The organism is Rhodanobacter sp. G1 (genome assembly GCF_055397855.1).
Genome location: NZ_AP039674.1, coordinates 1,981,681 through 2,005,017, shown reverse-complemented (window position 1 = coordinate 2,005,017; position 23,337 = coordinate 1,981,681). Strand labels below are relative to the sequence as shown.

General features: G+C 69.6%; 25 protein-coding genes. 19 read left to right on the top strand and 6 right to left on the bottom strand.

Features of this window, described 5'->3' with window-relative positions; all coding sequences use genetic code 11:
- Positions 1-126 precede the first annotated feature (126 nt).
- The 5 genes from tadA to ACZ5Z2_RS09030 all read left to right on the top strand — a co-directional run bounded on the left by tadA (position 127) and on the right by ACZ5Z2_RS09030 (position 3,642).
- Positions 127-606, top strand: a complete 480-nt coding sequence (tadA, locus tag ACZ5Z2_RS09050; protein WP_464761628.1) for a tRNA adenosine(34) deaminase TadA — start codon at positions 127-129, stop codon at positions 604-606.
- A 90-nt stretch (positions 607-696) separates the two neighbouring features.
- The gene (locus tag ACZ5Z2_RS09045) at positions 697-885 is read left to right on the top strand and encodes a hypothetical protein (RefSeq protein ID WP_464761627.1); all 189 of its coding nucleotides are present in this window, start codon (positions 697-699) and stop codon (positions 883-885) included.
- Positions 886-940: 55 nt separating this feature from the next.
- Positions 941-1,276, top strand: a complete 336-nt coding sequence (locus tag ACZ5Z2_RS09040) for a hypothetical protein (protein ID WP_464761625.1) — start codon at positions 941-943, stop codon at positions 1,274-1,276.
- 84 nt (positions 1,277-1,360) lie between these two features.
- On the top strand, positions 1,361-2,887 hold the full coding sequence (locus ACZ5Z2_RS09035; RefSeq protein ID WP_464761623.1) for a UbiD family decarboxylase: 1,527 nt from the start codon (positions 1,361-1,363) through the stop codon (positions 2,885-2,887).
- Entirely contained in the window at positions 2,884-3,642 is a 759-nt protein-coding gene (locus tag ACZ5Z2_RS09030) for a prephenate dehydrogenase/arogenate dehydrogenase family protein (RefSeq protein ID WP_464761622.1), read from the top strand. The genes ACZ5Z2_RS09035 and ACZ5Z2_RS09030 overlap by 4 nt, the downstream gene beginning before the upstream one ends.
- A 1-nt stretch (position 3,643) precedes the next feature.
- On the opposite strand, the gene ACZ5Z2_RS09025 is transcribed toward ACZ5Z2_RS09030, so the two are convergent.
- On the bottom strand, positions 3,644-4,054 hold the full coding sequence (locus ACZ5Z2_RS09025; protein WP_464761620.1) for a hypothetical protein: 411 nt from the start codon (positions 4,052-4,054) through the stop codon (positions 3,644-3,646).
- A gap of 90 nt (positions 4,055-4,144) precedes the next feature.
- Between ACZ5Z2_RS09025 and ubiU the strand changes: the two genes are divergently transcribed.
- Positions 4,145-5,143, top strand: a complete 999-nt coding sequence (gene ubiU, locus ACZ5Z2_RS09020) for a ubiquinone anaerobic biosynthesis protein UbiU (protein ID WP_464761619.1) — start codon at positions 4,145-4,147, stop codon at positions 5,141-5,143.
- A 10-nt stretch (positions 5,144-5,153) separates the two neighbouring features.
- The gene (locus tag ACZ5Z2_RS09015) at positions 5,154-6,023 is read left to right on the top strand and encodes a U32 family peptidase (RefSeq protein WP_464761618.1); all 870 of its coding nucleotides are present in this window, start codon (positions 5,154-5,156) and stop codon (positions 6,021-6,023) included.
- Between the two features lie 185 nt (positions 6,024-6,208).
- Here ACZ5Z2_RS09015 and ACZ5Z2_RS09010 read toward each other — a convergent pair whose 3' ends face one another.
- The 5 genes from ACZ5Z2_RS09010 to motA all read right to left on the bottom strand — a co-directional run bounded on the left by ACZ5Z2_RS09010 (position 6,209) and on the right by motA (position 11,567).
- Positions 6,209-6,631: a type II toxin-antitoxin system HicB family antitoxin gene (locus ACZ5Z2_RS09010; protein WP_464761616.1), complete on the bottom strand. Its 423-nt coding sequence runs from the start codon at positions 6,629-6,631 to the stop codon at positions 6,209-6,211.
- Between the two features lie 48 nt (positions 6,632-6,679).
- Positions 6,680-6,859 (bottom strand): type II toxin-antitoxin system HicA family toxin, encoded by a 180-nt coding sequence (locus tag ACZ5Z2_RS09005; protein ID WP_464761615.1) that lies wholly within the window; start codon positions 6,857-6,859, stop codon positions 6,680-6,682.
- A gap of 212 nt (positions 6,860-7,071) precedes the next feature.
- Positions 7,072-9,363, bottom strand: coding sequence for a nitric-oxide reductase large subunit (locus ACZ5Z2_RS09000; protein WP_464761614.1), 2,292 nt, complete (start codon positions 9,361-9,363; stop codon positions 7,072-7,074).
- A 264-nt stretch (positions 9,364-9,627) separates the two neighbouring features.
- Positions 9,628-10,701 carry a flagellar motor protein MotB gene (gene motB / locus ACZ5Z2_RS08995; RefSeq protein ID WP_464761613.1) on the bottom strand — a complete coding sequence of 358 codons (1,074 nt, stop codon included), beginning with the start codon at positions 10,699-10,701 and terminating at the stop codon, positions 9,628-9,630.
- Positions 10,698-11,567: a flagellar motor stator protein MotA gene (gene motA / locus ACZ5Z2_RS08990; RefSeq protein WP_464761612.1), complete on the bottom strand. Its 870-nt coding sequence runs from the start codon at positions 11,565-11,567 to the stop codon at positions 10,698-10,700. The genes motB and motA overlap by 4 nt, the downstream gene beginning before the upstream one ends.
- Before the next feature lie 150 nt (positions 11,568-11,717).
- Between motA and hemN the strand changes: the two genes are divergently transcribed.
- The 12 genes from hemN to fabB all read left to right on the top strand — a co-directional run bounded on the left by hemN (position 11,718) and on the right by fabB (position 23,325).
- Positions 11,718-13,118: an oxygen-independent coproporphyrinogen III oxidase gene (gene hemN / locus ACZ5Z2_RS08985; protein ID WP_464761611.1), complete on the top strand. Its 1,401-nt coding sequence runs from the start codon at positions 11,718-11,720 to the stop codon at positions 13,116-13,118.
- A gap of 11 nt (positions 13,119-13,129) precedes the next feature.
- Positions 13,130-13,885: a helix-turn-helix domain-containing protein gene (locus ACZ5Z2_RS08980; RefSeq protein WP_464761610.1), complete on the top strand. Its 756-nt coding sequence runs from the start codon at positions 13,130-13,132 to the stop codon at positions 13,883-13,885.
- 340 nt (positions 13,886-14,225) lie between these two features.
- A complete protein-coding gene (nirK, locus tag ACZ5Z2_RS08975) occupies positions 14,226-15,746 on the top strand; it encodes a copper-containing nitrite reductase (protein ID WP_464761609.1) in 1,521 nt (506 codons plus the stop codon).
- 2 nt (positions 15,747-15,748) lie between these two features.
- Positions 15,749-16,516, top strand: a complete 768-nt coding sequence (locus tag ACZ5Z2_RS08970) for a formylglycine-generating enzyme family protein (protein ID WP_464761608.1) — start codon at positions 15,749-15,751, stop codon at positions 16,514-16,516.
- A gap of 161 nt (positions 16,517-16,677) precedes the next feature.
- The gene (locus tag ACZ5Z2_RS08965) at positions 16,678-17,244 is read left to right on the top strand and encodes an SCO family protein (protein WP_464761607.1); all 567 of its coding nucleotides are present in this window, start codon (positions 16,678-16,680) and stop codon (positions 17,242-17,244) included.
- Between the two features lie 134 nt (positions 17,245-17,378).
- On the top strand, positions 17,379-18,698 hold the full coding sequence (locus tag ACZ5Z2_RS08960; protein WP_464761606.1) for a hypothetical protein: 1,320 nt from the start codon (positions 17,379-17,381) through the stop codon (positions 18,696-18,698).
- Between the two features lie 78 nt (positions 18,699-18,776).
- A complete protein-coding gene (locus ACZ5Z2_RS08955; RefSeq protein WP_464761605.1) occupies positions 18,777-19,019 on the top strand; it encodes a DUF2249 domain-containing protein in 243 nt (80 codons plus the stop codon).
- Positions 19,000-20,244 carry a hypothetical protein gene (locus ACZ5Z2_RS08950; RefSeq protein WP_464761604.1) on the top strand — a complete coding sequence of 415 codons (1,245 nt, stop codon included), beginning with the start codon at positions 19,000-19,002 and terminating at the stop codon, positions 20,242-20,244. Before ACZ5Z2_RS08955 ends, ACZ5Z2_RS08950 begins: the two co-directional genes overlap by 20 nt.
- Before the next feature lie 10 nt (positions 20,245-20,254).
- The gene (locus tag ACZ5Z2_RS08945; protein ID WP_464761603.1) at positions 20,255-20,644 is read left to right on the top strand and encodes a putative zinc-binding protein; all 390 of its coding nucleotides are present in this window, start codon (positions 20,255-20,257) and stop codon (positions 20,642-20,644) included.
- Positions 20,634-21,473, top strand: coding sequence for a ubiquinone anaerobic biosynthesis accessory factor UbiT (gene ubiT / locus ACZ5Z2_RS08940; protein ID WP_464761602.1), 840 nt, complete (start codon positions 20,634-20,636; stop codon positions 21,471-21,473). Before ACZ5Z2_RS08945 ends, ubiT begins: the two co-directional genes overlap by 11 nt.
- A gap of 126 nt (positions 21,474-21,599) precedes the next feature.
- Positions 21,600-22,115 carry a 3-hydroxyacyl-[acyl-carrier-protein] dehydratase FabA gene (fabA, locus tag ACZ5Z2_RS08935; RefSeq protein WP_464761601.1) on the top strand — a complete coding sequence of 172 codons (516 nt, stop codon included), beginning with the start codon at positions 21,600-21,602 and terminating at the stop codon, positions 22,113-22,115.
- Position 22,116: 1 nt separating this feature from the next.
- Positions 22,117-23,325, top strand: coding sequence for a beta-ketoacyl-ACP synthase I (gene fabB / locus ACZ5Z2_RS08930; RefSeq protein WP_464761600.1), 1,209 nt, complete (start codon positions 22,117-22,119; stop codon positions 23,323-23,325).
- Positions 23,326-23,337: the final 12 nt, after the last annotated feature.

Below are 23,337 nucleotides of genomic sequence, written 5' to 3'. Positions count from 1 at the left end.
GCGATGTGAGGGGCAGGGCGCTCCGTTGAATATGCCTCGGCGACCCAGTGCCAGCGTCCGGTATGATGCGCGGCCAGAAAGCAGGCAGCGCGCCGGCTTTCTCGTGATCGTTTACCGTTCACCCACATGACCGAAGAAAACCGCCAGCCCTTCACCGCCGAAGACGAAGCCCACATGCGCCGTGCGCTGCAGCTCGCCGCGCATGCCCGCGACGCCGAGGACGAGGTGCCGGTGGGTGCGGTGCTTGTCTTGAACGGCGAGATCGTGGGGCTGGGTTGGAACCGCAACATCACCCTGCATGATCCCACCGCGCATGCCGAGGTGATGGCGCTGCGTGCTGCGGGGGAGAAGCTCGCCAACCATCGCGTGGTCGGCGCCACGCTCTACGTCACGCTGGAGCCCTGCGCGATGTGCTCCATGGCGCTGATCCATGCGCGCATCGGCCGCGTGGTGTACGCGGCCACCGATCCCAAGACCGGCGCCGCCGGCAGCGTGTTCGACACCTTGATCGACCCGCGCCACAACCACCGGCTGGTGGTGCAGGGCGGCCTGCTGGCCGACGAGTCCTCGACCATGCTGCGCGAGTTCTTCCGCGCCAAGCGGTAGGCCTGCGGGCCGGAACTGACCTGGATCATCGCGGCGCGCGATCCGGCATGCGTCACTGGCGCTCCCGAAGCGCACGCGGAGCCGATGGCCATGGCCGAAACCGAGAACATGCGGCTCGCCGTCGGCGAGCGTGCCGAGTCGCCACGCATCGCGACGACAAAGGAGCCTTGGCGCCGGGACGGATACGACGACGACACCGTCGCCGTGCTGGGCAGCCCGCTCCACGAGGCCGAACGGCGCTGGGTTCACCTTGCGCTGGAGATGCTGGCGCACGCGTGACCGTGGCGCGACGGCGCGGCAGCCCACCCTGATCGAAGGCATCGGACGCCCGCGGGTGGAGCCCGGTTTCCTGTTCGAGGTGGTGGATCGCGTGGTGGAAGTGGGCGACACCGTCTCGATCGCCGCCGCCTGGTTGCTGGAAGAACTGCTCGGCCGCCGCTACGGCGGCTCGTCCGGCACCAACCTGGTCGCCTGCCTGCAACTGGCCGCCGGCATGCGCGAACGAGGCGAGCGCGGCAGCATCGTGAGCCTGCTGTGCGATCCCGGCGAACGCTATGCGGAAACCCTGTTCGACCCCGCCTGGCTGGCCGCGTGCGGCATCGACATCGTCCCGGTGCGCGAGTCGCTGAAGCAATGCCTGGCCGGCGGGCGCGTGGATGCGTGGCGGTGAAAGGATCGTAGCGACAGCGAACTCGCTCCGGGCCTGACAGGGATCAAGGTAACCGCGTCCACCGGCGGCGCATGGGCCCATGCCATGAGCCATCACGACCTGCGCTCCTTCCTCGCCCGGCTCGAACGCCAGCAGCAATTGCTGCGCGTGCAGGCGCCGGTGGATCCGCATCTGGAAACCACCGCGCTGTGCCATCGCGCCTTGCGCGAGGACGGCCCCGCCTTGCTGGTGGAGCATCCGGCTGGTTCCGGGCATGCCTTCCTCGGCAATCTGTTCGGCCACCGTCGCCGCATCGAGCTGGCCCTGGCCGGGCGCCCGCTGGCTTCGCTGCGTGAGCTGGGCAGCTTGCTCGCGGCGATCAAGGAGCCGCGCTGGCCGGCGAGCCTGCGCCAGGCGCTGGCCACCTGGCCCGAGCTGGCGCAGCTCGCGCACGTGGCGCCGAAGCCGGTGGCCGAGGCCACCTTCCTGCACGAAACGCTGGAAGGCGAGGGCATCGACCTCGCGCGCCTGCCGATCCAGCATTGCTGGCCGGGCGATGCGGGGCGATTGATTACGCTGGGCCTGGTCGTCACGCGCGGCACGCGGCGCCAGCGCCAGAACGTGGCGGTCTACCGTCAGCAGGTGATCGGCCCGAACCGCGTCATCATGCGCTGGCTGCCGCATCGCGGCGGCGCGCTGGATCACGCGGACTGGTGCGCGGATCGCCCGCGCCAGCCCTTTCCCGTGCTGGTGGCGATCGGCGCCGACCCGGCCACCACGCTGGCTGCGGTGGCGCCGGTGCCCGACACGCTGTCCGAGTACGAATTCGCCGGCCTGCTGCGCGGCGAGCGGACGCGCGTGTGGCGCAGCGAGCTGACCGGCCTCGACGCGCCGGCCGGCGCGGAGATCCTGCTCGAAGGCTTCATCCATCCCGGCGATACCGCGCTGGAAGGCCCGTTCGGCGACCACACCGGCTACTACAACGCGTGCGATCGCTTCCCCGTGCTCACCGTCGAGCGCATGCGCCTGCGCCAGGGCGCGATCTACCAGGGCAGCTACATGGGCCGCGCGCCGTTCGACGAACCGTCGGTGCTGGCGATGGCGCTGAACGAGCTGTTCGTGCCGATCCTGCAGAAGGTGTTTCCCGAGGTGGTGGATTTCCACCTGCCGCCGGAGGCCTGCTCCTACCGCATCGCGGTGGTGGCCATCCGCAAGCAGTACGCCGGCCACGCGCGACGCGTGATGATGGGCGTGTGGTCGTACCTGCGCCAGTTCACCTACACCAAGTTCGTGATCGTGGTGGACGCGGACATCGACGCGCGCGACTGGAAGCAGGTGGTCTGGGCCATCGCTACCCGCGTCGATCCCGCGCGCGACGCGATGCTGGTGGAGAACACGCCGATCGACTACCTCGACTTCGCCAGTCCGGTCGCCGGGCTGGGCTCGAAGCTGGGCATCGACGCCACGCACAAATGGCCGGGCGAAACCAGCCGCGACTGGGGCATACCGATCGTGCCGGACAGCGCGGTGGAGGCGAGGGTGGACGCGCTGTGGCGTGCGCTGCGACCATCGATACCCGACGCCGGGCCCGACCGCCCCGGTGCGTTCGCCAGCCACGGAACCCTCTCATGATCTTTGCCCTGTTCGGCCATGGCCGCTTCGGTCGCGCATTCGCCGATCTGCTGTGCCGCGCCGGCCACGAGTTGCGCGTGTTCGACCCGCAGGCGGACGTGCCCGCGGAACTGGCGCGCGCCACGCCGGCCGAAACGCTCGCCGGTGCCGAATGGGTGGTGCTGGCGATGCCGGTGCCGCAACTGGAGCCGGCATTGCGCGAGCTGCGCCCGCTGCTCGCGCCGCAGCAGACTGTGATCGACGTGGACAGCGTCAAGCAGCATCCCTGCGAGCTGCTCGACCATCATCTTGGCGAAGCGATCGCGCACGCCGGCACGCATCCGCTGTTCGGGCCGCTCAGCATCGCCCGCGGCGAACCCCTGCGCACCGTGCTGTGCGCCAGCGCGCACCATCCGGAAGCCGCCGAGCGCACGCGGACACTGTTCGAGTCGCTGGGCTGCGCGGTGATCGCGCAGGATGCCACCGCGCACGATCGCGCGATGGCGAAGACCCACGCGCTGGCGTTCTTCATCGCCCGCGCGCTGGTGGAGATGGGCGTGGGCGACGACCTCTCGATGGCACCGCCTTCGTTCCTCGGCCTGGCCAACATGCTCGCCGCGGTGCGCGGCGACGCCGGCCACCTGTTCGCCGCGATCCAGCGCGAGAATCCCTACGCCGAAGGGGCGCGCGCCGAATTGCTGGAGCACCTCGACGCGATCCACCGCCGCCTGCGCGCCAGCGACGAGGCGTTGGCGATCCCGCCGTCGTCGCGCTGAATCACGGCGACTCGGCCGTGTCATCCGCCAGCAACGCCAGCGTCTCGCGCACCTGCGCCTGCAGCGCGCGCCACGAGCTTTCCCATTGGCCTTCGCGGGGCGTGGCCAGGCCGAAGCGCAGCAGCATCGCGTGGGCGCGCGCGAGCCGTGCCTGCAGCGCGGCGTTGCGGGCCAGCACGTCGTCGTGCTCCTCCTTGCCCACCATGAACACCTTGCGATCCCTGCACACGCCGATGCACGGCTGCGGCGCCTCGATCTTGCCGCAGCCGATGCATTGCCACGCCTGGATGTAGTCGGTCATCCGCCTGGTGCCTTCCGCTTCGACGCGGCCATCGTGGATCGCATCGCCCTGCATGGCCTTGACCGGCGTCAGCCGAAAGCGCCGTTGCGCGCGCGTGCGGCCGGCTGCCACGCAAGTTTCGCGGCAAACTGATCCGCATCAAGGGCGCGCCAATCCGTCGCGGCCACGATGCGCGCTCCTTCATCGTGCGGAGCGCTGTCCATGCAACTGGTGTGTCCCGCCGGCAACCTGCCGGCACTGCAGGCGGCGATCGACGCCGGCGCCGACGCGGTGTACGCCGGCCTGCGCAACGAAACCAACGCGCGCGCCTTTCCCGGCCTGAACTTCTCCGACGAGGAACTAGCGCAGGGCATCGCGTACGCGCACGCCCGCGGCCGCAAGGTGTACCTCGCGCTCAACACCTATCCCGACAGCGCGCGGCTGAAGCAATGGCAAGCGGCCGTGGACAAGGCCGCCGGGCTGGGTTGCGACGCGATCATCGTCGCCGAGCTGGCGATGCTGGACTACGCCGCGCGCACGCATCCGGGCGTGGCGCGGCATCTTTCGGTGCAGGGCTCGGCCACCACCGCGCCGGCGCTGCGTTACATGCACGAACGCTTCGGCATCAGCCGGGCGGTGCTGCCGCGCGTGCTTTCGGTGCAGCAGGTGGAGCGCCTGTGCGAAACCAGCCCGGTGCCGCTGGAGGTGTTCGCCTTCGGCAGCCTGTGCATCATGGTGGAGGGGCGCTGCCAGCTTTCCAGCTACGTCACCGGCGCGGGGCCGAACCGCCACGGCGTGTGCTCGCCGGCGAAATCCGTGCGCTGGGAGGAACAGGAAGGCGGCCGCCGCAGCGTGCGCGTGAACGAGGTGCTGATCGACCGCTTCGAACCCGGCGAACCGGCCGGCTATCCCACCGTGTGCAAGGGCCGCTACGAGGTGCTCGGCGAAACCTTCCACGCACTGGAGGAACCCACCAGCCTGAACACGCTGGAGCTGCTACCGCGCCTTGCCGCGGCGGGCGTGGCGGCGCTGAAGATCGAGGGCCGCCAACGCGGCGTGGCCTACGTGGCCTCGGTGACGCACACCTGGCGCGACGCGCTGGATCGCTACCGCGCCGCACCCGGCGACTGGTCGGCGCGGCCGGCGTGGCAACAGGCGCTGACCCGGCACGCCGAAGGCCACCAGACCACGCTCGGCCCATATCACCGCCGCTGGCATTGAGGAGGCCGCGATGAAACTCAGCCTTGGCCCGCTGCAATACTTCTGGCCGCGCGAAAGCACGCATGCCTTCTACCGCGCCGCGGCGTACTGGCCCGTCAACATCGTCTACCTGGGCGAGACGGTGTGCAGCAAGCGCCGCGAGCTTTCCACCGCCGACTGGATCGCGCTGGCCGCGGAACTCGCCGAAAGCGGCAAGCAGGTGGTGCTCTCCTCGCTGGCGCTGATCGAGGCCGAATCCGAGCTGGGCGCGCTGAAGCGCCTGGTCGCCGAAGGCCAGGGCTGGGTCGAGGCCAACGATCTCTCCGCCGTGCAGCTCTGCCGCGAACGCGGCGTGCCCTTCGTGGCCGGCCCCACGCTCAACGTCTACAACCACGCGGCGCTGAAGCTGCTGATGGACGACGGCCTGCGCCGCTGGGTGCCCGGCGTGGAGCAGGGCAGTGCGCTGGTGCGCGAGCTGCGCGACGCCATGCTGGCCGCCGGCTTCGCCATGCCCGAGCTGGAAGTGATCGCCTACGGGCGCCTGCCGCTGTCGTACTCCGCACGCTGCTTCACCGCGCGTGCGCTGGACGTGCCCAAGGATCAGTGCGGCTTCCGCTGCATCGACCATCCCGATGGCCTGCCGCTCGCCACCCGCGAAGGCAAGCCCTTCCTGCGCATCAACGGCATCCAGATCCAGGGCGAGGAAATCACCGACCTCGGCCCCGAGCTTCCCGGCTTGCGCGAACTGGGCGTGGACGTGCTGCGCCTGTATCCGCAGGCCGAGGGGATGGCCGAAACCGTGGCCCACTACCGCCTTGCCTGCGGCTCGCTGCAGCCGCCGCCGCGCATCGCCGCACGCAACGGCTACTGGCACGGCGAAGCGGGCCGGCCGGCGGCGTAACCGCCTGTCCAGAGCTGCGCAGCATGACCGGCACCGGTGCCGCCTGCCGGCAAGCAGGCGGGGCATCATGCAGGGCTTCAAATGCGCGCCGAACACGGGCTGGTAGACAACAGCTTCACCACCATGCTGGATCGGAATGCAAGCCGTCCGGCGTGGACAACGCGCCGGAAAGCGACGCTGGCTAGCTACGCCGCAAGCACCTGCAGCTCGATGCGGTAGCCGATGGCTTCCAGCGCGCCCTGTACCTGCTCAAGCTTCGACAGGTGGCGCAGATCCAGCAGGCGATCCACTGAAGGGCGCGGCACGCCCAGCCGGCGCGCCAGCTCGGCCTTGCTCAGCCCCTTGGCGCGCATGGCGCGGTACAACCCCACCTTGGCCACCGACAGCGGCGGCAATTGCACCACGCGCTGACCGCGCTTGGGCGCGCTCGGTTCGGGAATGTCGCGGCGCTCCTGCATGTACAGCAGCAGCGTGCTTTCGATGCCATCCAGCGCCTCGCGCAGGGCATCGACCTCGTTGTCGCCCACCGTGGTCAGTTCTGGCAGGTCGGGACAGGTGACCATGATTTCGCCCCGCTCGATGGGGGTCAGCTTGACGGCGTAGAACATGGTGAACCTCGCAACTTCGTGATGTCGTGGTTTTGCGGTGCTCCGGCCTCACTTGAGGCCGAGGTCTTTCAGAATCTTCTTGCGGAGTGGCTCGCTTATCTCCTTGGAACCGTGGTCTGGGCAAACCGAGGACTTTCCCTTGTACCGCACCAGCTGGTGGCTCCCTCTGCCCGGCTCGAACGTCGCGCCCTGCCGCTTCAGCCACCGTATGAACTCGCTGTACTTCATCCGTCCGTCCTGGCCGTGGTGTGGGTGCAGTATGGCATCATTTATGTTGCGTGCAACATTTTTGATGCGAAACGTTTTCGTTGCGGCCACGCATTTTTGTTGCGTGCACGAAAAAGGCACCGGCTGAGTGGCTTTGACGAATGCCGCCCGGCGTGAACCGGGCGGCCAAGGCGGGCTGGCACGTGCGTCGCGCCAGCCGCAGGAGGGCCAGCCTACGGCTGGCCCTTTTCGATGCGCGCCCGGCGCAGCTTGGCCACGAAGTCCCAGGCCATCAGCACGGCGCCGGCGGCGAACACGATGTCGCCGGGCATGCGCATCCACTGCCAGAACGTGGTGGTGTCGTAGAACGCGAGGCTGCGCGCGTAGGCGTAGCCGTGGGTGTAGACCGCTTCCAGCTGCGGCCAGCCGATCGGATAGAAATTCAGCACGATCCACATCACCAGGCCGGCGTTGTAGAGCCAGAACGCCCACACGCCGCAGCGGTCGCTCCACGCGCGCTCGCCGTTGAAGTAGCGCAGCACCATGTAGATCAGGCCAATCGCCAGCAGGCCGAACGCGCCGAACATGGAGGTGTGCGCGTGGTTGAGCGTGAGGAAGGTGCCGTGCTCGTAGTAGTTCACCAGCGGCGCGTTGAGCGTGCCGCCGCCGAACACGCCGGCGCCCACGAAGTTCCAGAACGCCGCGCCCAGGATGTACAGGTAGGCGAGCTTGTACGGGAAGTCCTTCTTCCCGCGGATGTGCCTCTGCTGCTCGATCGCCTCCAGCGCCAGCAGCACCAGCGGCAGCACCTCGATGAAGGAGAACATGCTGCCCACGCCCACCCACAGGCCGGGCTCGCCGGCCCAGTACAGGTGGTGGCCGGTGCCCAGCACGCCGCCGATCACGATGAGGATCCATTCGAACAGCACCGCGCGCTCCACCATCTGCCGCGACACCAGGCCCAGCGCCATCAGGAAGTAGCCGGTGACCGCGGCGGTGAACAGCTCGAAGGCCAGCTCCACCCACAGGTGCACCACCCACCAGCGCCAGAAGTCGGTGATCGAGAACGAGGGGTTGGGCGTGCCCAGCGGGATCATGCCGAACACGTAGAACAGCGCCACGGTGAGCGTGCTGATCCACAGCAGGTGCTCGATGCGGAACAGCCCGTACAGCGTGCCGCCGCCCTGCCGGTACAGCGCCTTCAGCGTGGGCAGGAACGCGCGCAGCAGCACCAGGCACCACACCGCGAGGCCGACGAAGAACAGGATCTGCCAGAAGCGGCCCAGCTCCAGGTAGGACAACCCCTGGTTGCCGAACCAGAACCAGTGCTTGTCCACCGTGCCGGCGATGCCGAGGTAGTCGCCGGTCAGTGCGCCGGCCACGATGGCCACCAGCACCCAGAAGATCAGGTTCACCAGGAAGCGTTGCCCGCGCGGCTCGCCGCGGCCGATGATCGGGGCGAGGAACAGCCCCGCGCCGATCCAGCTCACGCCGATCCATACGATGGGCGCCTGCAGGTGCACGCTGCGCAGGAAGGCGAACGGCAGCCACCTGTCGATGCCGATGCCGTAGAAGCTGGCGCGCTCGGTGTAGTAGTGCGCCATGATCGAGCCGGCCAGGATCTGCACCAGCAACACGCCGGCCACCACCAGGAAGTATTTCCACAGCGCCTTCTGGCTGGGCGTGGGCGTGAGGAACCTCTCAAGCACGGGCTCGAAGGTTTCGCCCGGCGCCTTCGGCTCGATCCACAGGCGGAAGATCACCAGGATCGCGCCGATGGCGAAGAACACCATGGTGAACGAGGCCCACGTCCAGGTGAACGTGCTGGGCGTGGGGCTGTTGCCCACCAGCGGCTCGGACGGCCAGTTGGACGTCCACGAATAAGCCTTGCCGGGGCGGCGCGCCACCGTGGTCAGCGAGGAATAGAGCAGGAAGCTCGCGGTCTGCCGCGCGCTGGCGGCATCCAGCGCACGCGCGCCGGTGTAGCCCTTGGTGAAGTCGTCGCGGCGCAGCGATTCGCCGATGCGCTCGCGCAGCGTGCCGATGGCCTTGGCCACTGCGTCGGGCAGCGCCACCTGCGGCTGGCTGAGGTCGATGCCCTGCAGCTGCTGGCGCATCGTGGCGGTGACGCCGGACTGCTCGTCGGCGCCGAGGGCGTCGAACGGCTTGCCGTAGCGCGCCTGCGCCAGGTTGTCCTGCACCGCCTTGGCGATCTGCACCAGGTACTCGGCGGTGTAGTCCTCGCCGAAGGACGAGCCCATGCCGTACAGGCTGCCGTAGTCCATCAGGTCGGCCTTCTGGAAGCCCGACTTGCCGGCCACGATGTCGGCGTAGTTCATCACCACGCTGCCGTCGCCGGCGACCATCCGCTGCGGGATCGGCGCGGCCTGCCGGTAGGTCGAACGCGTGGCGGCCAGCATGCCGGCCGCGCAGGCGACGACGACGGCGACGAGAATCCAGACCAGTACGCGGCTGATGCGATCCTGCGGGCCGGCGCGGCCCGCAGGGAGGGAGTCTGTGTACATGCGTGCCTCTTCGTTGGGTTGGGTGGGCGAAGTGGCGGCATGCTAGGCGGAGTGTCGCGGGCTGCTCCTGACCTGGGTCAGACAAAAGGGACATGGGCTCGGCGATGCCGACCGGCGGCGGTGGGGGCCGCTGCGGCATATCGACTCACGGATGCTGGCACGCATGCGGCGGCACGCCCGGAACGGGCGGCCGCGATGCGGTAGATGCAGGCTTGCGATGCGTGTGCATGCCGTCGCGGCATGCGCAACGCAAGCGTTGCCGCGTCAGCCGCCCGGCCGCGGTGGGGCGCTGGCGGGCGCCGCGTGTATCACCGGCGGCGACGGCAGAGTGGCCTTGGCGGAGGCTCCTGCGGACGGCGAGGCTTCGGCATGCGCGGCGCTGCCCGCCGACGCGGGTTCGCCAGCGGGCTTCTGCGCATCGGGCGCCGCATCGCCGGGCGTGGATGCGGGGGTGTATCCCGTCACGCTGCGCGGCAGCGCCGCCGCTTCGGCCTGCTTGGTCATCACGATGATGCTGATGCGCCGGTTGACCGGGTCGCCCGGGTTGGCCTTGTCCAGTGGCACCGAGGCCGCCAGCCCCACCACGCGGGACACCTTGTCGTCCGCGAGGCCGCCGGCGATCAGGGCGCGGCGCGCGGCGTTGGCGCGGTCGGTGGACAGCTCCCAGTTGCTGTAGCCGCTGTCGTTGCCATAGGGGGCGTCGTCGGTGTGCCCGGTGATGCTGATGTGGTTGGGCACCTGGTTGATGAAGCTGGCCAGTTCGCCGAGGATCGTGCGCGTGTAGTCCTTCAGGTGCGCGCTGCCCAGGTCGAACATCGGCCGGTTCTCCTTGTCCACGATCTGGATGCGCAGCCCCTCGGGAGTGATGTCGATCAGCAGCTGATCCTTGAACGGGGCCAGCGCCTGGCTGTTCTGGATGGCCGCGTTCAGCTGCTTCTTCAGTTCTTCCAGGCGCGTCCGGTCGAGTTCGAGCGCCTGCTTTTCCACGTCCGCCGCGGCGAGCCGGCCCACCGGGCCGTTGTGGTGATCCTTGCCCGGGCCGTGCGAGAGATCCATCGCGCCGCCCAGGGTGATCATCGAGTCGCTGGCGCCGCCGGGCCCCATCTTGCCCGGTGGCGCCAGCGTTGCATTGCCCGGCGTGGCGCTCGGGTTCTTGAAATACTCGGAGATCGCCGCCTTCTGCTGCCGCGTACCCACGCCGATGATCCACATGACGAGGAAGAACGCCATCATCGCCGTGACGAAGTCGGCGTAAGCCACCTTCCAGGCGCCGCCGTGGTGGCCATGGCCGCGCCTCCTCACCCGCTTGATGATGATGGTCGGGCCCGACTCGCTCATGCGGCGGCCCCGGTGTGCGCCTTGCTGAGGTGGTCCTCCAGATCCTGGAAGTTGGGCCGGGCGTAGGCGGGCAGCACCTTGCGCGCGAACTCCACCGACACCTTGGGGTTGTAGCCGCGCAGGTTGGCCAGCAGCCCCACCTTCACGCACTCGAAGGCCTTGCCGTCCTCGCGCACCCGCGCCTCCATCGCGGCGCCCAGCGGGCCGATGAAGCCGTAGCACAGCAGGATGCCGAGGAAGGTGCCGACCAGGGCGCCGGCGATGTGCTCGCCGATGGCGGAGGTGTCGCCGCCGAGGTTGGACATGGTGGTGACGATGCCCAGCACCGCCGCCACGATGCCGAAGCCGGGCAGGGCGTCGGCCATCTTGCTCACCGCCATCGCGGGTATTTCGGCCTCCATGTGGTGGGTTTCCACCTCCGCGTCCAGCAGCGCCTCCAGCTCGACGGGCTCCATGTTGCCGCCCACGATCAGGCGCAGGCAGTCGTTGATGAACTCGACCAGGTGGTGTTCGCGCATGAGGCGCGGATAGGCGGAATACAGCGGGCTGGCCTGCGGATTTTCGATGTGCTCCTCCATGCCGAGCAGGCCTTCCTTGCGCATCACGCCGAAGATGTCGTACATCAACGCCAGCAGGTCGACGTAATCCTGCTTACGGTACCTGGGCCCCTTCACCAGGCCGGCGATCTCGCGCAGCGCGTCCTTCACCACCTTGCTGGAATTGGCGGTGAGGAAGGCGCCGATGGCGCCGCCGAAGATGATCATCAATTCGTAGGGTTGCCACAGCGCCAGCAGGTGGCCGTGCGACAGCACGTAGCCGCCCAGCACGCAACCGATGACGATCAACGATCCAACCAGAACCAGCATGTTCAATTCCCTGCCGCGTGCGTGCCGCCGTAGGAAGCGTTATCGGTCATCCGGGGCGAAGCTTGAATGCCGCCGGCAGGCGATGCCGGTGCGGCAACCGGCTTGATGCGCGTCAATGCCGGGCCGCAAGCCCTTGCGCACACTGCGCCCATGAACCATGCCATCCAGATCCCCGAATTCGATCCCGCGCTGATCGCGCGCTACGACGTGGCCGGGCCGCGCTACACCAGCTACCCGACCGCGCCGCAGTTCCACGCCGACTTTGGCGAGCGGGCGCTGCGCGCGGCGATCCAGGCTTCCAACGAGGAGCCGATCCCGCGGCCGCTGTCGATCTACGTGCACGTGCCGTTCTGCGCCAGCCCGTGCTTCTACTGCGGCTGCAACCGCATCATCACCCGCGAGGTGGACAAGGCCGACCGTTACCTGGAGCGCCTGTACCGCGAGATCGAGCTGGTGGCGAAGCTGTTCGATCTCGACCGCCAGGTGACCCAGCTGCACTTCGGCGGCGGCACACCGAACTTCCTCGACGTGCCGCGCATGCAGGAGCTGATGGGCGTGCTGGCGCGGCATTTCAGCTTCGCCACCGAGCGCGGCCGCGAGTTCGGCATCGAGATCGACCCGCGCTTCGCCGACGCCGACTACATCCGCGGCATCGGCGAGCTGGGCTTCAACCGCATCTCGGTGGGCATCCAGGATTTCGACCCGGCGGTGCAGGCGGCGGTGAACCGCATCCAGAGCGTGGCGCAGACGCGCGAGGTGCTGGAGGCGGCGCGTGCAAGCGGCTTCCGCTCCACCAGCGTGGATCTGATCTATGGCCTGCCGCGGCAGACCGTGGCGGGCTTCGAGCGCACGCTGGACGAGGTGGTCGCGCTGGCGCCGGATCGCGTGGCGGTCTACGCCTACGCGCACCTGCCGGAGATGTTCAAGGCGCAGCGGCAGATCAAGGCGGAGGAGCTGCCCGACCCGGCGACGCGGCTCGCGCTGATCGGCCGCGCGCTGGCGCGCCTGAACGAGGCCGGCTACGCCTACGTGGGCATGGATCACTTCGCGCGCGCCGACGACGAACTGGTGGCCGCGCAGCGAGCGGGCACCTTGCAGCGCAATTTCCAGGGCTATTCCACCCATGGCGAATGCGACATCGTGGGGCTGGGCGTCAGCGCCATCGGGCGCATCGGCGACAGCTACAGCCAGAGCGCGCGCGACCTCACCGGCTACTATGCCGCCATCGACAACGGCCACCTGCCGGTGGCGCGCGGCCTGGCGCTGAGCGAGGACGACCTGATCCGCCGCGAGGCCATCGGCCAGCTGATGTGCTACGGCGAGCTGGACATGCGGGAATTCGGCGAACAGCGCCGCATCGTGTTCGCCGACTACTTCGCGGCGGAGCTGGAGCGCCTGCGCGCGCTGGCCGGCGACGGCCTGGTGGCGGTGGACGAGCGCAGCATCCGGGTCGCCCCGCGCGGCCGTCTGCTGCTGCGCATCGTGGCGATGTGCTTCGACGCCTACCTCGGCAAGGCCGCGTCGGCGCCGCGGTTCTCGCGAACCATCTGACGGAGCGGACGATGAACGGATCCGCCGTGGAAACCCGCACCGACGCACGCTGGGCCGCCGGCACGGACGGCGCGTCGGAGTTCTGCCGCAGCTGCGCGCTGTCCAGCGCGTGCGCGATGGTCGGCTACGGCAAGCCGGAGCTGTCGCCGCTGCACGGGTTGATGGAACACCTCGGCCCGTACCGCGCCGGCGAAACCGTGTTCCGCCAGGGCGATCCGTTCGGTGCGGTGTTCGCGGTGCGCTCGGGCACGGTGAAGACGCGCCAGCTGGACAAGGACGACCGCGAGCACGTGCTCGGCTTCTTCCTGCCGGGCGAGGTGATCGGGCTGGACGCGATCTATCCGGATCGCTTTCCGTGCGACGCGGTGGCGCTGGAGGACGCGCAGTTCTGCCGCTTCTCGTTCCAGGCGATGAGCCTGCTGGCCACGCGCCAGCCGGCGGTGCAGCGGCACCTGTTTCGCCTGATCAGCAGGCCGCTGGGCCTGGCCAACCTGCACGCGGGCGACCACAGCTCCGACGAGCGCATGGCCGCCTTCCTCGTCGACCTCGGCGACCGCTACGCCGCGCGCGGCTTCGCCGGCACGCACTACCAGCTCAGCATGTCGCGCGGCGACATCGCCAGCCATCTCGGCCTGGCCTCCGAAACGGTGAGCCGCACGCTGAGCCGCTTCCGCGCGAAGGGGATCGTCCGCGTCAAGGGCCGCATGCTGTACCTGACCGATCTCCCGCAGCTGCGCGAGCTGGGCCGTCATCTGCTGATGGCCTGAGAACCTGTTCGCTTTCACGCTCGTCATTCCGGCGCAGGCCGGAATCCAGTGGCGATCATGTTCGCTCAAGCCGCACGGCAACTGGATTCCGGCCTGCGCCGGAATGACGAGCAAGAGCACGGCCATGAACGCTGGGGCGACGGACGCAACTTTCAGCATCGACGGCTCGCCGCGCGGTGGGCCGTTTCGCATTCCACATGCTGCGCCCGGCATGCGCATTCCGCCCCCGCACTGTGGTGACTTGACGCAGCCGCCTTGCCGCGCGGACGAATCTGACGGCGGTCAAGCGCGCTCCGCGCGAAGCCGCACAGCATGGCCCCGACAACCAAGGAGCCATGCCATGAAAATCACGTTGTGTGCCACCGTCCTGAGCGCCGCGATGCTGCTTGCCGCGTGCGGCGACAGGTCGCCCGTACCGACCGCCAGCGCGGACACCGTGCCGGCCGCCAGCCGCGTGCAGGGCGAACCCGTCGTGCACGCCGAGCTGACCAGCCCGCCCGCCGTGCCGGCGCCGATCCGGCGCGACTACGCGGCGAGGGTGGTCGTCGATCTCGAAGTGATCGAGAAGCAGATGCCGATCGCCGACGGCGCCACCTACACCTTCTGGACGTTCGGCGGCACCGTGCCGGGCAGCTTCATCCGCGTGCGCGAGGGCGACACGGTGGAGTTCCACCTGAAGAACGCGGCCGGCAACACGATGCCGCACAACATCGACCTGCACAGCGTGAGCGGCCCCGGCGGCGGCGCCGCGGTCAGCCTCGTCTCGCCGGGCCACACCTCGGAGTTCAGCTTCAAGGCGCTGCATCCGGGGCTGTACGTCTACCACTGCGCCACCACGCCGGTGGGCATGCATATCGCCAACGGCATGTACGGGCTGATGCTGGTGGAGCCGGCGAAGGGGCTGCCGAAAGTGGATCACGAGTACTACGTGATGCAGGGCGATTTCTACACGGCCGGCAAGTACCACGACAAAGGCCTGCAGACGTTCGACATGGAGAAGGCCATCGCCGAGCAGCCGACCTACGTGCTGTTCAACGGCCGCGAAGGCGCGCTCACTGGCGCGCATGCGCTGACCGCCAGGGTGGGCGACACCGTGCGTCTCTACGTGGGCAACGGCGGCCCCAACCTCACCTCGAGCTTCCACGTGATCGGCACCGTCTTCGACGACGCCTGGGAAGGCGGCTTCGATCAGGCGCAGCACGACGTGCAGACCATCGGCATCCCGCCGGGCAGCGCCGCCACGGTGCAGTTCCACACCCCGGTGCCCGGTTCGTTCACCATGGTCGACCACGCGATCTTCCGCGCCTTCAACAAGGGCGCGCTGGGCATCCTGAAGGTCGACGGCCCGGCCAACCCGGAGGTCTTCTCGGGCACCGCGCCCACGCCGGCCGCCGGCGCGAACGAGCATGCCGACATGCACGCGATACCGGCGGCGCCCGCGACACCCGCCGCCGCACCGGCCGCGCCGGCGCCCGCCGCCGCGCCCGGCAAGACGGCGCAGCTCGCCACGGGCCAGGCCCACTTCGCCAACACCTGCGCGGCCTGCCACCAGCCCAATGGCCAGGGCATCCCCAGCGTGTTTCCGCCGCTGGCCAAGTCGGACTTCCTGGCCCGGCTCAGCCAGCAGGACAAGGATCGCCTGATCGCGATTCCGCTGCACGGGCTGAACGGCAAGATCACCGTCAACGGTACCGACTACAACTCGGTGATGCCGCAGTTCAGCCAGCTCAGCGACGACCAGCTCGCCAGCATCCTCACCTACGTGCTGAACACCTGGGGCAACCCCGGCGGCAAGGTCACGGCCGACGAAGTGGCGCGCGTCCGCGCCCGCGCGCCGGCCACCGCGCTGGCGGGGCACTGAGCATGTCCGGCAGGCTGCAACGCTGCCTGCCGGCGCTGCTCTTCGCGCTGGCGGGTTCGGCCACGGCGGCACGCTACGTGCCGCTGCCCGCCGCGCGTTTCGCCAGCACGATCCCGGCCGACGGCAAGGATGCGCCGGCGAACATCCGGCCGTTCCTGCTGCGCACCGAACCGGTCACCAACGCCGAGTTCCTCGCCTTCGTGGAGGCCCACCCGGACTGGCGGCGCGACCGCGTCGCCAGCCTGTTAGCCGATGCGCACTACTTGGCGCATTGGGCGGGGCCGGCCGCGCTGGGCACGGCGGCCGGCCCGCGGCAGCCGGTGACGCAGGTGAGCTGGTTCGCTGCCGAGGCCTATTGCGAAAGCGAAGGCGCGCGCCTGCCCACCTGGTACGAATGGGAATACGCGGCGGCGGCCGATGCCAGCCGCCGCGACGCGCGCGGCGACCCGGCGTGGCGCCAGGCCCAGCTGTCCGGCAACGCGCATCCGTCCGGCGCGCCCCTACCGGACATCGGCGGCGCGCCCAACGTCTACGGCGTGCGCGACATCGCCGGGCCGGTGTGGGAGTGGGTGGACGACTTCAACGCCCTGCTGGTGGCCGGCGACAGCCGCGACCAGAACGATCCCGACGTCCTGCAATTCTGCGGTGCCGGCGCGCTCGCCCTGCGGCAGAAGGAGAACTACGCCGTGCTGATGCGCATCGCGGTGCTCTCCGCGCTGAAGGCTTCCGACACCACCCGCAACCTGGGCTTCCGCTGCGCGAAGCCCTGAGGAACCCACGGCCCAGGGATGGGCCGCACGCGCGGAATCGCTTTGCGATTCCGCGGCGGAGCCCAGGCCGGCCAGAGGCCGGCTTGGGCGAGTCGGGGGAGGGCAGGAAAGCCCTTCCCCGACATCCAGCAAGGCACTGTGCTTTTTTTGCGAGGCCCACGATGAAACGATTGCTTCCGCTTCTTGCCCTGATGCTCGCGTGCGCAGTGGCCCGCGCCGCCCAGCCGCTGCCCGGCGATTCCGTGTACCAGCTCAAGATCCAGCTCACCGACCAGGACGGCCACCGCCAGATGCTCGCGGCGCGGCGTGGTCGGCCGCAGGTGCTCGCACTGTTCTACGCCTCCTGCCGGATGGTCTGCCCGATGATCGTGGACAGCATGCAGGCCACGTACAAGGCCATGCCGGTGGCGCAACGCACGAAGCTGGATCTGCTCGCGGTGAGCTTCGACCCGCAGCGCGACAGCGTGGCCGCGCTCAAACGCTACGCGCAGATGCGCGGGCTCGCCACGCCGCCGTGGACGCTGGCGCGCACCGACGCCGCGCACGTGCGCCAGCTGGCCGGCGCACTCGCCCTACAATACCGCCAGTTGCCCGATGGCGAGTTCAACCATTCCAGCGAGCTGATCCTGCTCGACGCCGACGGCCGCATCGCGGCGCGCACCACGCACATCGGGCAGCTCGATCCGGCCTTCGTCGAAGCGATCAGGCACCAGCTCGACGGAATGTGATCGGCGGCGGGCCACTGCACCCCTTTCAAGCATCGCGATACCGGCGAACTCGTCCGGCGAACGGTGCGGCGCGCGCGGCGTTTGCATCGCGCATCCGATCCACCGCTCTCTTTCCCCACGTCTGGAGCCTCCCCATGCGTCACACCCTGATTGCCCTCGCTGCCGCAACCGTGCTGGGCAGCCTCAGTTCCGGCGCGTACGCCGATACCCTCGGCGACGTATTCACCCAGGGCCACGTCGACGGCGAACTGCGCCTGTACGATTTCAGCCGCCTGTATTCGAGCGATGCCAAGCCTGATGCCCACGCGCTGTCTGCGGCCCTGCTGTTGAACGCGCAGACCGCCCCGTTCGGCAATGGCTTCAGCCTGGGCGCCTCGCTGGTCAGCGCCAACGCCCTCGGCACGGGTTCCTCGGATCCGGCGAAGATCGACACCACGCTGATGGGCACCAGCAACACGGTCAGCGCCCTGAGCCAGGCTTACGTGCAATACCGGAACGACAGCCTGTTGCTGCGTGCCGGCGAGCAGTACCTCAACACGCCCTGGATGGGCAGCAGCGATTCGCGCATGCTGCCGGCCTCGTACCAGGCGCTGCTGGCCGACTTCAAGCCGGCCACGGGCTGGGACGTGCAGGCGCTGCGCAGCTTCGGCTGGAAGAGCCGTGCTTCGGGCGACTACCACTTCGACAACCTGTACTACCCGGCGACCTGGCGCGGCGATGCGATGTACGGCGGCATCGGCGGCTTGCCGGCGAACGCGAGCGCGGCGCGCGGCACCTGGGCGCTGGGCAGCAGCTATGCCGCGCGCGGCTTCAAGGGTCAGGCCTGGTACTACGACTTCATCGACTTCGCGCACATGGCTTACGCCGAAGGCAGCTACACGATCAAGACCGGTACCGGCTTCGATCCCTTCGTCGCCGCGCAGTACGTGGACGAGCATGCCGGCTCGGGCAGCCTGCTGGTGGCCGACCGCACCAGGCTTTTCGGCGTGGACGGCAGCAAGGTGGACAGCCAGGCCTGGGGCGCCGACCTCGGCGTGGCGATTCCGCACGGCAAGTTCGACGTGTCCTGGAACCGGATCCAGCAGCAGGATGGCGCGGTCGGCAACGGTGCCCTGGTGTCCCCGTATACCGCCGGCTGGGTCAGCGATCCGCTGTACACCACGTCGATGATCCGCGGCCTGGTGGAGCAGGGGCCGGGCCATGCGTGGAAGGCCAGATTCGGCTACGGCCTGTTCAACGACCGCCTGCAGCTCACGGCCGCCTACGCGAAGTACGCCACGGCGCTGAGCGGCGACAGCCACGACGTGTATTTCGATGTCGCCTACAACTTCGACGGCTATCTCAAGGGCCTGTCGCTGCGCAACCGCTGGGAGCGTTCCACGGGAGGCGTTGGTCTGAACCCGGGCAACCAGCCCTTCGTCTATGAGCGCGTGATGATCGCGTACAAGTTCTGACGCGATCGCAACGGTTGTCGTGCCGACGCTTGACCTGCGTCAGCGCCGGCACGGCATGACGGATGTTGCAATGCCCGCATGATTTCCGACGAACTCGACCTGCGCCGCTTCGAAGCGCCTGAACCCATGATGCGCGCGCTGGCCGCCGCCGCGCAGCTGCGACACGGCGAAGCGGTGGCCATCGTCGCGCCGCGGCTGCCGCGTCCGCTGCTGATGGAGCTGGCCCATCTCGGCTACGACGCGGAACCGGAAGCGCCGCAGGCCGACGGCAGCGTGCGCGTCGTGATCCGCTGCCCCGGCGATGACGAAGCTGCGGCTTGAGCAGGCGCCGGCGGCGAACCTGCCGCTGCGTTTCCTGTTCGCCATGCCGTGCTGGGGCATGGCGGGCGGCTTGCTGCTGCTGATGGACGGCGCGGCGCCGTTGCACGCGCGCTGGCATCCGGCCACGCTGGCGCTGGTGCACGTGTGGACGCTGGGCGTGCTGGGCAACGCGATGTTCGGCAGCCTGCTGCAGTTCTTGCCGGCGGCGGCAGGCGCGTCGTTGCGCTGGCCGCGCGCCGCGCCGTGGCTGCACGCGCTGTTCAATCTCGGCGTGCTGTTGCTGGTGATCGGCCTGCATGGTTCGTTCCGTATCTGTCTGTTCGCTGCCGCCGTGCTACTGCCGCTGGCCTTCCTGTGGCTGGCGGCGATGACCTTGCCCGGCCTGTTCGCCGCCATGGGCGAGCGCCTGCTGCGCACGGGCGTCGGCGTCGCGCTGGGTTATGGCGTGGCGGCTGCGCTCATCGGCTCCGGCTTGGCGATGCGGCTGGCAGGGCTGCGGCCCTGGTCGCCGGTGCTGGTGGACGCGCATGCGGCTTTCGGCGTGCTGGGCTGGATGGTGTTGCTGCTGGCCGCGGTGGGGCGGGTGACCATGCCGATGTTCCAGTCCACCGGCCGCGTGCCCGCGCGCATGCAGGCGATTTGGTTGGGCAGCGTGGCGCTGGCCTTGCCGTTGGCCGCGGCGTGGCATCTCGCGCATGGCGCGGGCGTCGCGTTGCCATCGGTCGTGGCCATCGGCGGCGCCGCGTTCGCGCTGACCGCGCTGTGGCTGCAACGGCCGGTGCCGGCGGCGCGCCGCAATGCGCTGTACCGGCAGTGGCGGCTGGGCCTGCTCGCGTTGCTGCCGGCGGCAGTGGCGCTGCTTTGCGGTCGCGGCATGCTGGCCGGTACGTTGGCGCTGGGCGTGGGCCTGCCACTGCTGGTCGGCGCGATGGCGATGGAGATCGTGCCTTTCATTGTTTGGATCGGCCTGCGCCGCCGAGTGCCGCGCGGCGTGCAGATTCCCGGCGTGCAGCGCCTGTTGCCGGATGCGGCGAAGCAGGGCGTGCTGCGGGTGCAGATGCTGGCCGCGCCACCGCTGGCGCTCGCGGTGCTGTGGCCGCAGCCGTGGCTGGCTCGCCTGGCGGGGCTGGCGCAGCTGGGCGCCTGGGCCGTGCACGGCCATGCCTTGTGGCGCGCGTTGCGCAACGCGCATGGCTTCGCCCGCCGCGTGGGAAAAACGGTCTGAGGACGTATCGATGAATCGCGATCTGCCTTTGGTGTATTCCTGCTCCGGCTGTTCCAGCGCAGCGCAGATGGCCAACCATCTCGCCTTGCGGCTGGATCGCGCCGGCGCCGCGGAGATGTCCTGCATCGCCGGCGTGGGCGGCGGCGTGGCCGGCCTGGTGCGCACCGCGCGGAGCGGACGGCGCATCCTTGCGCTGGACGGCTGCGTGCTGAAGTGCGTCGCGGCCTGCCTCGCCAACGCGGGCGTGGTGGCCGACACCCGCCTGGTGCTGTCCGAGCACGGCGTGAAGAAGCGCAAACACGCCGACTTCGATCCCGTCGAGGCGCGGCGCGTCTATCGGGATCATGCGCTTCCCGCCGCGCAGGCTTTACGCGCTGGAGGTGCCGACGATGCGCGCTGAACGTTTCGCGCTGGCGCGTACCCGCGGCGCGATCGACGCGGTGGACGACGGCCTGTTGCTGCTGCTCGCGGCACGCCGGTGCTTGGTGCATCTGGTGGCGCGGCTCAAGCCGCGCGCCGGACTGGTGGCGCGCGATCCCGCGCGCGAATCCGCAGTGCGCCAGCGCGGGCAGCGGCTGGCGCGGCGGCTCGACCTGCCCGTAGGCACCGCGGCGCAATTGCTCGACCTGGTGATCGCCGACGCCTGCGCGCAACAAGGCCTGCCGGATGACGCGGGTCAAGGCGGGCAGGGCGGGACAGCCGTCATGCTCGGCGACATGAATCCATCGAACGAACCTTCCCGCGCCGCGTCGATGCTGCGCCTGTTGCCGCCGCCGCGCCGGCTCGCGCCACTGCTGCGGGCGTTGCCCGCACGCTGGCAGCACGCCCTGCTGGAACGCGCGATGGCGCGCGTGCTCGCCGCACCGATCGCCGACGGCACGCTGGGTTTCATGGCGGATCGCCGGCTCGGCATCGAGGTGGACGACCTCGGCCTGTGCTGGGTGCTGACCCTGCACGACGGCCGGCTGGTGGTGACCGACGGGCAGCCCGAGGCCAGCGTGCGCGGAAGTGCCACCGACCTGCTGCTGCTCGCCAGCCGTCTTGAGGACGCCGACACGCTGTTCTTCCAGCGCAGCCTGGTGCTCACCGGCGACACCGAGCTGGGGCTCACCGCGCGCAACCTGCTCGACCGCCTGCCGTGGGAGTCGGTGCCGCTGGGCCTGCGCATCGCGCTGAACCGCGGCGCGCGTTTCGCCCGCGTCGCGCGCGAGGCGCATCGCGGTCGTTGATACCAGGCGTTCGCGACAGGCGTCGATGTCGCAGGTTTCCATACGCCGGCGTTGCGCTGACGTGGGTCAAGAGGCGTGACGGCCCGGCTCCGCACACTGCCGAACCCTTTCCACGACGAGCGCTTCATGACCCGGCCTTCCTCTTTCGACTATCCGGCGCTGCTGGCCTGCAGCCGTGGCGAACTGTTCGGCGCCGGCAACGCGCGGCTGCCCGCGCCGCCGATGCTGATGTTCGACCGCATCACGCAGATCGCCGAGACGGGCGGCGCCTACGGCAGGGGCGAGATCCACGCCGAGCTGGACATCACGCCACGGCTGTGGTTCTTCGACTGCCACTTCGCGGGCGACCCGGTGATGCCCGGCTGCCTGGGGCTGGATGCGATGTGGCAGCTCTCCGGCTTCTTCCTGCCGTGGCTGGGCGAGCCGGGGCGCGGTCGTGCGCTGGGCGTGGGCCAGGTGAAGTTCACCGGCCAGGTGCTGCCCAGCGCGAAGCGGCTGCGCTACGAGATCGACATCCGCCGCGTGATGCGCGGCCGGCTCGCGATGGTGATCGCCGACGGCAAGACCCTGGTGGACGACCGCCTGATCTACACCGCCAGCGACATGCGCGTGGGCCTGTTCCAGTCCACGGAGGGTTTCTGAGATGCGCCGCGTGGTGGTGACCGGCATGGGCATCGTCTCCTGCCTAGGCGACGTGGCGGACACGGTGTCACGTGCGCTGCAGGAATTGAGGAGCGGCATCCGCGCGATCCCCGACTACGCCGCGCGCGGCCTGCGCAGCCAGGTGGCGGGCGTGCCGCAGGTGGATCTCGACGCCGCCATCGACCGCAAGCTGCGCCGCTTCATGGGCGACGCGGCGGCCTACGCCTACCTCGCGATGCGCTCGGCGATCGCCGACGCCGGCCTCGGCCACGACGCGGTGAGCCATCCGCGCACCGGCGTGGTGGCCGGCTCCGGCGGCGGTTCGGCGCAGTGGCAGATCGAGGCGGCCGACCTGCTGCGCGGCAAGGGCGTGCGCAAGGTGGGGCCGTTCATGGTGCCGCGCACGATGTGCTCCACCGTGTCGGCCATGCTGGCCACCGCTTTCGGCATCCTGGGCCTGAGCTATTCCATCGCTGCCGCCTGCGCCACTTCGGCGCACTGCATCGGCGCGGCGGCCGACCTGATCCGCCATGGCGCGCAGGACATCGTGTTCGCCGGCGGCGGCGAAGAGGCGCACTGGGGCATGACCGCGCAGTTCGACGCGATGGGCGCGCTCTCCAGCGACCGCAACGACACGCCGCAGGCCGCCTCGCGCCCCTACGACGCCGGCCGCGACGGCTTCGTGATCGCTGGTGGCGGCGGCATGCTGGTGCTGGAGGACTACGCGCACGCGAAGGCGCGCGGCGCGCGCATCCACGCGGAACTCATCGGCTACGGCGTCACCTCCGACGGCGCCGACATGGTGGCGCCCTCCGGCGAGGGCGCGGTGCGCTGCATGAAGATGGCGCTGGCGAACCTCGCGCGCCCGGTCGACTACCTCAACACCCACGGCACCGCCACGCCGCTGGGCGACATCGTGGAGCTGGATGCGGTGCGCGAGGCGTTCGGCGCGGCGATGCCGCCGCTGTCCTCGACCAAGGCGCTCACCGGCCATTCGCTGGGCGCGGCCAGCGTGCACGAGGCGATCTACAGCCTGCTGATGATGCGGGACGGTTTCGTGGCCGGCTCGGCCAACATCGACGCGCTGGATCCGCGCGCCGAAGGCTTCCCCATCCTGCGCGAGAGCCGCGAGGCGCGGCTGGACACCGTGATGTCCAACAGCTTCGGCTTCGGCGGCACCAACGCCAGCCTGGTGTTCGCGAGGGTGTGAACCGTTGTGGAG